This is a genomic window from Vreelandella sp. L-25 (assembly GCF_056857535.1).
In genome coordinates this window covers 1-9,050 of sequence record NZ_JBSXNH010000008.1, presented here as the reverse complement: position 1 = coordinate 9,050, position 9,050 = coordinate 1, and the positions used below count along the sequence as shown (strand labels likewise).

Here is a 9,050-nt window from a genome sequence, read left to right as displayed (position 1 = left end):
AACCGCCTTGCAGAAGCTGAGGGGCAGGTTAAGAGCCACACAACAGCACCAACACCAACACCAACACCAACACAGGGGGGGGTGAAGAACCCACGCCTCAGCTCATCCATTAACCTCAAGCCCGACAGACTGCTAGGCGGGTCTCCTCTTTAACATCGCCTCGCGCCGCTTCCCCGTTGGAAAGATCGGCCACCGTCAGGCCAGAAATAAACATATAGTGGTCGTCAACTACCATATGGCTACCCGGGAAACTGGGTTTTGGCAGGGTAGGGTCGTTGATGAACTGTGTCATGTGCTCTCCTTGGCAATGAGACTCAAATAAAGCAGCCTTGAACGTTATGACTTGCGGCTTGCAGAGTCGTTCAATTTGCCTGAATGATCAAAAAATCAGTGGCTGACGCAAATACTCTGCCAAAAAATCGATGAGTAGCCGCACCCTGATAGGTGTGTACTGGCTATATCCCGCCTTATTCATGAGACCGGCCTGAAAACGAAGATAGCGGATGGTATCCTCTTGAAAATTCAGTGTGTTCCGCCAAGAACCTGATCCAAGGGAGCCATCCGCTATGGGTGAAAGCCTATCCACCTGGACGCCCTCGTGCAACGGCTCTGTCCGTGTCGAGCTGAGCGGCCACCGCACCACCAGCGACAGCGGCGCTTTGTTGCTGCGCGAAGCCCTCGACAGTAGCGGCGTGATCGAGGCGCTCGGCGACAACCTGGTCGATGCGCGTCATCCGCTGCGCATTCGCCACTCGCTGACCAGCCAGATACGCACTCTGGTGCTGCAGCGGGCGATGGGCTGGATCGATCTCAGCGATACCGACATGCTGCGCCGTGATCCGCTCTGGCAGCTGGCCTGCAGCGATGCGCGCGGGGTGACACCACTGGCACAGGAGCGGCCGTCTCAAGCCACGTTGTCCCGGCTGCTGACCTGCCTGGGGCACAACGACAACATCGATGTCGTGCACGAAGGCCTGCTGCGGCTGGTGCTCTGGCGCCTGACCTCGCTGAAGAACGGCGAGCGCCCCAAGCAGCTGACGCTGGACATCGACGGCCTGCCGATCGAGGTCCACGGTCACCAAGGTGGCTCGGCCTACCATGGCCTTTACGGTACCCGCATCTACTCGCCGCTGGTCGCCTCGCTGGCCGAAACAGGCGACATGGTCGGTGGCCTGCTACGCGAGGGCAACGCCGGCCCGGCTGAGAATGCCGATACATGGATCCCCCATCTGGTGACGCGGCTCAACGAGAGCACTGGCGCCCAGGTTCGGGTGCGCATCGATGCCGGATTCACCGACAACGACACGCTGGAGGCGCTGGAAGAGCGCGACATCGAGTATCTGGGCCGGTTACGCAGCCACAAGGGCCTGCAAAAATTGGCGGCGCCCTACCTGAAGCGGCCCCGCGGCCGACCGCCTGAACAGCCTCGAGAATGGTGCCATGACCTTGAGTACCAAGCCGGTTCCTGGCCGGCACCACGGCGCGTCGTGCTGGTCGTGCAGGAGCGCCCCGATGACCTGCTGCTGCATGCCTTCTTCCTGGTCACCAACCTCGGCAAGTTCGACTGGCCGCCGGAGAAGGTCCTGGCGCTCTATCGCAAGCGCGGGAGCGCCGAGGCCCACATGGGCGAGGTGAAGTCGGCGCTGGATGTGCACCTGTCGTCGACGGATCGTGGTGCCTCCACGGTCCAGGATGTCATGGCCCGCAACGAGGTGAGCCTACTGCTGAGCCTCTACGCGTATCAGGTCCTGCATGGCCTGCGCTGCTTGCTGGTGCGTCAGACCCGACAGGGCTGGAGCCTGAGCCGGCTGCGCGAGCAGGTACTCAAGGTCGCAGCCACGCTGAAGCTGCACGCCCGGCGCATCACCGTTCACCTCGGCGATGCGGCTGACAAATGGTGGCCTGCCTTGCTGAAGGGGCTACCGAAACTGACCGCGCTAGGCTGACTCGTCGGCGATACCACCACCGATCCCTGCGCCAAGCAGCCCCACTTCGGCTGACGGTGACGGCTGCACGGATGAGGGCAATTCATTCCTGTAGGCTATAAGAAGAACTAAAATTTGCGCTTTTTTGCATATAACAGCGGGGTCTCATGCTGCCAACGCGGTGCCGGTGGGCTGGTGTTGGCAGCGAGGGCTGACAATCCACTCAGCCAGCGCCCTCATGAATAAGGCGGGGTCAGGCCTTATTCGGCGGTACGATGCCTTGGCGCTGCATTTGCCGATACACCGTTGGCCGTGAAACCCCCAGCTCGCGTGCCACGGCGCTAATGTTCCATTGGTGTTGCTGCAGCCGTGTCACAAGGTGGCAATCAGTGGCCTCGCTTTCAGGCGCGGTTATCGCAGGTGTACGAGTAATGCGCTGGCTGAGGCACTGTTCGGGCAGGTCGTGTACGGTGATTTCGTCGCTCTCGGCGGTGACGAGTGCAAACGCCAGGGCGTTTTTAAGCTGACGAATATTGCCGGGCCAGGCGTAGGCAAGTAGGGCGCTGATGGCGTCGGCCCGCAGCCTAGGGGCGGAGCTTCCGCCGCGTTCGCTCACCACATCGCTGAATACTTGGCGAATCACGTAGAGCTTGTCGGCGCGTTCGCGCAGCGGTGGTAAGCGCAGTTGGGCACCGTTCAGGCGGTAGTAGAGGTCTTCACGAAACTCTCCCTGCGCAATCATGGTATCGATATGGCGGTGGGTAGCGGTGATCACCCGGATATCGACTTTTTCGGGTTTGTTTGCCCCTAGCGGCATCACTTCCCGCTCGGCCAGTACCCGCAGCAGGCGGGTTTGTAGCGCCAGTGGCATATCGCCGATCTCGTCTAAAAACAGCGTGCCGCCATGGGCCTGAGGGATCAGCCCGCGCATACCTTTTGCTCGCCCGCCGGTAAACGCGCCGGGTTCGTAGCCGAACAGCTCGCTTTCGATCAGCGCTTCGGGAATCGCCGCACAGTTCACCGCAATAAAGGGGCCTTTGGCGCGGTTGCCGCTATCGTGCAGAGCACGGGCGACTACTTCTTTGCCGGTACCGGTTTCACCACTGATCAGCACGTTGACACTGGCTTCGTTACGCAGCCGTTCGGCCAATTTCTGCACTTTACGTATAGCGGGGTCGTCGGCCCCCAGCCGTTCTAGCGCTGTTGGCAGCGAGGAGGCGGGCTTTCCGAGTGGTGCGATGCGCGGCCTGCGCGGCTCCAGCAGGCTAATAAAGTAGATGGCGTTGCTGGCGCGGGCGCGAAACGCCCTGAGCTGGTCGTTGGTCGCGCTGTTGATACTCAGCACATCGGCAATTTCGCACTCAAACAGTTCGCTGAGCATCGGTGCGTGTTGAGCAGACCACGGCGGCCAGCGCTGTTGGTGCGTACTGATCAGTTCGCGGCCGACGGCATTGGCGGCAATCACTTGGCCGTTCTCTTCTATCGCGATCAGCCCACGCCCATTGACGTGGACAAACTCCCGCGAGGTATCCAGGCGCACCATCAAGCAGTCGCGGTAGCGCTGCAGAAAGTAGGCGTCTTCGATCATGCGGGCGTAGAGCGTCACCAGCGAGAGGCTGAAGTTCTGACTCTCATGCTGAGTGGGCGACTGCAGCGCAGAGATATCCAGCACGGCCATCACGTTGCCTTGCGGGTCGGCGATAGGGGCAGCCGTGCAGGTCAGCGAAATATGCGTGGCGTCGAAGTGCTCCTGGCGGTGGCAAATGATCGCTTGGCGGTCGTGCAGGCAGGTGCCTACGGCGCAGGTACCCGCGAAGCGCTCGTCCCAGTCAGCTCCTAAATAGAGGCCCGCTTTGCGTAGCTGCTGGTCTTGATTGGGATTGCCGCGAAACTCCACGGTAATGCCGCGATGATCGGTGAGGAGCAGCACGTAGCCGAGCTGGGCGATTTGCCCGTAGAGCTGCTCGACCCCGGCCCGGGCGACGTGCAGCAGCTCATCGACGGATTCTCGGTGCTCGATCAAGGTTTGCTGGGGCACCACCCGGGCAGGGCGTGGCTGCGTGGGGTCGAGTTGGTACTCGTTGAGGCAGCGCAGCCAAGAGCGGCGGATGGTGGCCTGTGCCGGAAGCTGCGGCGCATCCAGCCCTTCACCTAGCTGGAAGATGTGCTCGATATGCTGGCGCTGCACGGAGGCCAAGCGTGTCGGTGGTAGTGATGGCGTTGGCATGGCGAATCCACACACGATTATTGTTGTACTTCCAGACTATGCGCTTTGTAGAGGGTGTCAACGAGGGTGTATTACGCCGTTAGTCGTGCGTTACACCTGTAACGTTAGCCGTACACACGACGTGACAGGTGTACGCGGTTTGCGCTGTTTTATGGCGCTGTGTGGATGTTTGATTGCTGATATTTTTCAGTTGCTTATTGCCTATTTAGCGCATTTGGCACGGCAGGTGCTTAGGGTTGAGTGTCTTATCGACAGTTCAACAATAACAACGACCTTGGAGTACCCGCGATGACTCACACAGAGGTAAGTACCCCATCAAGCGCTACCAGCACCGTCAACGCATGGCTACATGAGTTTGATGAAGCGCTCCAGGCGCGCGATATCCAACGCGTGCTGATGCTATTCAACGACGAGTGCTACTGGCGCGATTTTCTGGCGTTTACCTGGAATCTAAAAACCTGCGAAGGCCAGAAGGAAATCCAGGCCATGCTTGATGCCACGCTGGCCAATACTCAGCCCACCCAGTGGCAGCTTGACGGTGAGGCCAGCGAAAACGGCGATACCGTCGAGGCGTGGTTCACCTTCAAAACGGCCATTGCCAGCGGAAAAGGCTACCTACGTTTGATAAACGGCAAGTGCTGGACACTGCTGACCACCATGCAGGCGCTGGACGATTTTCCCGAACCGCGCAACCACCATCGCCCTAAAGGGGCCGAGCATGGTGCCAACAAACAGCGTGAAACCTGGCTGGAAGCCCGCGAGCGGGAAGAAGCGGAGCTTGGTTACACGCGCCAGCCTTACTGCGTGATCATTGGCGGTGGCCAGGGCGGTATTGGCCTGGGGGCGCGGCTAAAGCAAATGGGCGTGCCCACCATCATCATCGAGCGCAACGAGCGTGCGGGGGACTCCTGGCGCAAGCGCTATAAATCCCTCTGCCTGCACGACCCGGTATGGTACGACCATCTGCCTTACATTCCCTTCCCAGAGAACTGGCCGGTGTTTGCCCCGAAAGACAAAGTGGGCGATTGGCTGGAAATGTACACAAAAGTGATGGAGCTCAATTATTGGAGTTCCACGACCTGCGACAATGCACGCTTCGATGAAGCCGCAGGCGAGTGGATCGTGAACGTGAAGCGCAACGGTGAAGAGATTACGCTACGCCCTAAACAGCTGGTGATGGCTACCGGGATGTCCGGTATGCCTAACGTACCCAAGTTTGCAGGCTCGGAAAGCTTCGAAGGCGAGCAGCAGCACTCCAGCCAGCACCCAGGGCCGGATGCTTACGCGGGTAAAAAGTGCGTGACCGTGGGCTCGAATAACTCGGCTCACGATATTGCCGCAGCGCTCTGGGAGCACGATGCCGATGTCACCATGCTCCAGCGCTCCTCGACCCATATCGTTAAGTCGGATTCATTGATGGAAGAAGTGCTGGGGCCGCTCTACTCGGAAGAGGCGGTAGCTGGCGGGTTGACCCACGAAAAAGCCGACCTGCTGTTTGCCTCCATTCCTTACAAAGTGCTGCCTGACTTCCAGCGTCCGGCGTTTGAGGCGATTAAACAGCGCGACGCTGCGTTTTACCAAAAACTCGAAGACGCGGGATTTATGCTCGATTTCGGTGACGATGAGTCTGGCCTGTTTTTGAAATATCTGCGCCGTGGCTCGGGTTACTACATCGATGTGGGGGCCTGCGATCTGGTCGCCAATGGCGATATTAAGCTGCGCAGCGGTGTGGGTATCGAGCGTATTAATCCGCACTCCATCACGCTCACTGACGGCAGCGAGCTGGACGCTGATTTAATCGTCTACGCCACTGGCTATGGCTCGATGAATGGGTGGGCGGCACGGCTTATCTCCCAGGAAGTGGCCGATAAAGTGGGTAAATGCTGGGGGTTAGGCTCTGACACCACCAAAGACCCTGGCCCTTGGGAGGGCGAACTGCGCAATATGTGGAAGCCCACCCAACAAGAGGCGCTGTGGTTCCACGGTGGCAACCTGCACCAGTCCCGGCACTACTCTCACTATTTGGCGCTGCAGTTGAAGGCGCGTATGGAAGGACTAGATACCCCCGTCTATGGGCTGCAGCCGGTTCACCATGTGTCTTAAAAGCTATGTGTCTTAACAGGAAGGGATACTTATGAGTCAGTCAACGAATCAGCCTCAGATGCAGGCCGCAGTGTGGTATGCCGCTAAAGATCTGCGCGTTGAGCACGTGCCGGTGCCGACAATCAACGACCCCCATGCGGTGAAAGTAAAAGTCGCCGCCTGTGGTATTTGCGGCAGCGATTTACACGAATATGCCGCCGGGCCGATTTTTATTCCGGTAGGCAAACCGCACCCCATTAGCGGCGAACAGGCACCGATTATCATGGGCCATGAGTTTGCGGGCGAAGTGGTGGAGGTTGGTGAGAAAGTGACGCGGGTGAAGGTAGGCGACCGTGTGGCCATTGAGCCGATCCTTTCACCTAACAAGGATGGCGCTTACCAGATGGAGCGCTACAACCTGACGCCTCTGCTGGGCTTTCACGGCCTCTCCGGCGGAGGCGGCGGATTTTCGGAGTTCACCGTGATGGGTGAGCACATGGTGCACAAACTGCCGGATGACCTCAGCTTTGAACAGGGGGCGCTGGTCGAGCCTGCGGCGGTAGCCCTGCATGCGGTGCGCCAGAGCTGCCTAAAAGCCGGGGACAGTGCCGTGGTATTTGGTGCTGGGCCGATTGGCTTAATGACCATCGAAGCGCTTAAAGCCGCAGGGGCTGCGCACATTTATGCGGTGGAAGTCGCGCCGTCTCGTAAGGCCAAAGCCGAAGCGCTGGGAGCCACCGTTGTCGACCCACAGCAAGAAGACGCAGTGGAAAAGCTACACGCTTTGAGCGGCGGCGGGGTGGACGTGGCATTTGAAGTGACGGGCATTCCCGCCGTGCTCAACCAAGCGCTGCACAGCACCCACGAGGGCGGCGAAGTGGTGGTGGTGAGTATTTGGGAGGGAGAAGCCAGTTTTCACCCCAACGACTTGGTAATCAAAGAGCGCACCATGAAAGGCATTATTGCCTATCGCCATGTGTATCCGGCGGTGATGGCGCTGATGCAGCGGGGCTACTTCCGCGCCGAGGATATGGTCACCCAACGCATTCCGCTGGCGGATATCGTGGAGGAGGGCTTTGAGGCGTTGCTGAACGATAAGGCGCAGGTGAAAATTATCGTCACGCCATAGCGGTACGTTTTTGAAAGGCGAAAGGCCATCCGCGGATGGCCTTTTTTAATGGGATTTTTTGATGGGCGGTGCCGCTACTCGGCATAAATCATTTTGCGCGTCATCCCGCCGTCGGCGACAAAGTTCTGCCCGGTGATAAAGCCGGATTCTTTGGAGAGAAGAAAGCGGGTGAGCGCGGCAATATCTTCGGGAGTGCCCACGCGCCCCACCGGATGCTGGTCACGATCGATGGCGCGGTGCTCCACCGGCTGCTGGCGGCTGGGTTTTTGCCAGTCGCTGACCTCGATCCAGCCAGGGCTAACGGCGTTGACGCGAATATCCGGGCCTAGGCTGACCGCTAGCGCGTGGGTCAGCGCGACAATGCCACCTTTACTAGCGGCGTAGGCTTCGGTATCCGGCTCGGACTGAATGGCGCGTGACGAGGCCATCAGCACCATACTGCCGCCGTGCGGGCGTAGATAAGCAGCCCCATGTTTGGCGCACAAAAAGGCGCCAGTGAGGTTAGTGTTTAAGTAGGCCTGCCATGTCGCTAGCGAGAGCTGCTCCACCGGGCCATGGAAGGGGTCCGCAATGCTTGCGTTATGCACGATGCCGTTGAGCTGACCAAAGTGGCTGACGGTTTTTTCGAGGCTGGCCGCCACCTGGGCTTCATCGCTGACATCCGCCATTAGTGTTAGCAGGTTCTCACGGCGGGGCAGTCGTTCAGCGGCCGCACTTAGGGCTTCTTTGTCAATATCCGTAATGGCAACGCGATAGCCGTCGGTGAGCAGGGTGTGGGCGATACCGAGACCAATTCCTTGGGCACCGCCAGTGATATAGATGATGTGGGGCTTAGTCATACGCACTTTTCCATGGTGAGTTAAACGTATATTGGCACGGTAGCCGTTTTAAATGTGAAATATCGATACAGCTAACGACAGCAGCTGAATAAATGCATAATTGACATTAACTGCTAATTGAAGAGGACCCAACGCTAGGGCAGCATATCCTGGAACAGTTGACAAACTTCAGCTACGTGGTATGCCTGTTCTCCTCGGTTCCGGCTGCGTGCAAGGAGATTAACAAAGAGCCCCCGATATTTTAATTGTCGATGCCATGATGGGTGTTGAGCACATGGCGTGCAGCCTCGATGCGTCAGATCAAGATCGGGATCGTTTACTGGTATTGGCGGATGAGGCGCTTTACCGCGCCAAACGCGGGGCCGCAACCAGGTGTGCCAGTAGCGCTATCCGTCGACGGCGCTGGCATGATTCGTTATGGAGCAACGCAGCAACAATTGCGCACTGCTGGTGCGCTTTTGCCGTCTGGCAAGCGATGCGCGTCTTTCGAACACGGTTTATTTTTTATAACTCTATGTATTTAAGTAGAAATATATTTATTGGCATGCGGCTCGCTACATAAACGGTAAGCAGCAAATGAACAGAGTCATTTAGGTCGCTTGCATGACGACACTCGATGCTCTCCCTTCTTTGCGACGTTGCTAAGGCGATGCCTGGCAACCCACCGAGTGAGCTGGCGTGCTCCACCTGGGTCCCCTTCGGGGGACTTTTTTTATGGTGCGCCAGGCATGGCGCGCAGCGCCAATTAGGCGCTATCCGGTCCGCCGTGGTGGTTGGCCGGATGACTTGGGGGTGAAAGTCCCCTACGGACCCTGATAGCGGGAACCGTTAGCTGAACAGCAAGGGTG

General features: G+C 58.6%; 6 protein-coding genes. 3 read left to right on the top strand and 3 right to left on the bottom strand.

The features are described 5' to 3' along the window. Positions 1-115: 115 nt before the first annotated feature. Positions 116-292 carry a hypothetical protein gene (locus AC13CN_RS00230; RefSeq protein WP_483052919.1) on the bottom strand — a complete coding sequence of 59 codons (177 nt, stop codon included), beginning with the start codon at positions 290-292 and terminating at the stop codon, positions 116-118. 235 nt (positions 293-527) lie between these two features. Between AC13CN_RS00230 and AC13CN_RS00225 the strand changes: the two genes are divergently transcribed. After that, entirely contained in the window at positions 528-1,946 is a 1,419-nt protein-coding gene (locus AC13CN_RS00225; RefSeq protein WP_172515240.1) for an IS1380 family transposase, read from the top strand. A 232-nt stretch (positions 1,947-2,178) separates the two neighbouring features. On the opposite strand, the gene AC13CN_RS00220 is transcribed toward AC13CN_RS00225, so the two are convergent. Next, positions 2,179-4,152, bottom strand: coding sequence for a sigma-54-dependent Fis family transcriptional regulator (locus tag AC13CN_RS00220; RefSeq protein WP_287837969.1), 1,974 nt, complete (start codon positions 4,150-4,152; stop codon positions 2,179-2,181). A 288-nt stretch (positions 4,153-4,440) separates the two neighbouring features. Here AC13CN_RS00220 and AC13CN_RS00215 point away from each other — a divergent pair, with 288 nt between their 5' ends. Next, positions 4,441-6,255 carry an NAD(P)/FAD-dependent oxidoreductase gene (locus AC13CN_RS00215; RefSeq protein WP_483052918.1) on the top strand — a complete coding sequence of 605 codons (1,815 nt, stop codon included), beginning with the start codon at positions 4,441-4,443 and terminating at the stop codon, positions 6,253-6,255. Positions 6,256-6,286: 31 nt separating this feature from the next. Continuing rightward, entirely contained in the window at positions 6,287-7,363 is a 1,077-nt protein-coding gene (locus AC13CN_RS00210) for a 2,3-butanediol dehydrogenase (RefSeq protein WP_483052917.1), read from the top strand. 74 nt (positions 7,364-7,437) lie between these two features. Here AC13CN_RS00210 and AC13CN_RS00205 read toward each other — a convergent pair whose 3' ends face one another. Continuing rightward, positions 7,438-8,202: an SDR family oxidoreductase gene (locus AC13CN_RS00205; protein WP_044630417.1), complete on the bottom strand. Its 765-nt coding sequence runs from the start codon at positions 8,200-8,202 to the stop codon at positions 7,438-7,440. Between the last annotated feature and the right edge of the window lie 848 nt (positions 8,203-9,050).